At 47.0% G+C, this 634-nt stretch carries 1 protein-coding gene; it reads right to left on the bottom strand.

The window, feature by feature from the left end:
* Positions 1 to 476 (bottom strand): MBL fold metallo-hydrolase (locus P9687_RS16945; RefSeq protein ID WP_328228947.1); only part of this gene is annotated, 476 nt, incomplete at its 3' end.
* Positions 477 to 634 lie beyond the last annotated feature (158 nt).

Below are 634 nucleotides of genomic sequence, written 5' to 3'. Positions count from 1 at the left end.
TACGTGCTTTTTGAACGGATATTCGGGTGACGCATTTCGTCCCATTCCGTTTCAGATACATAGATGGCGGCATTTGGAAATGAAGGGACATATCCATTTGTATCATCTGGCATGGTCAAGCCGCATGCATGGTCAAAATGCAAATGCGTCATGAGCACAATGTCGATATCCTCCCGTGTCAACCCGAATGCGCTTAATGAACGGTCGATCTGCGACTCCTCTGTGACGCCGTAATTCCGCTTCTGCTTGTCTGTCAGTTTTCCGTTGCCAATCCCGGACTCAATGAGAATGTTTTTCCCGTACAGCTGAAAAAAGATCGGGTCTGTCCGAAGTTCAATCTGGTTTTTTTCATTATATGGATATTTCCGCGACCAGAGCGGTTTCGGAACAACGCCAAACATGGCACCGCCATCCAGATGCGTGACGCCACCATCGAGCCAGTAAAGTGTCATTTCACCGACTGTTAAATGTTCCATTCTTCTCCCTCCTGTAATCGGTTTCAATTCATTATATTCGCCACCATTTCCCATTTTTCCTGCCTGTGTCGCGTTGTAAAAAAGGCGATCCTGCCTGTCCGCTTTGCCCTGTGGTGTTTCCCCGCCAATTCTGTAATGCAAAAAATTGAAAATGCCGT

The sequence above is a fragment of the Weizmannia sp. CD-2023 genome (assembly GCF_036225245.1).
Lineage (GTDB): Bacteria > Bacillota > Bacilli > Bacillales > Bacillaceae_C > Weizmannia > Weizmannia faecalis.
The sequence above is the reverse complement of the archived record's forward strand: the minus strand, read 5'-3'. Positions and strand labels throughout refer to the sequence as shown.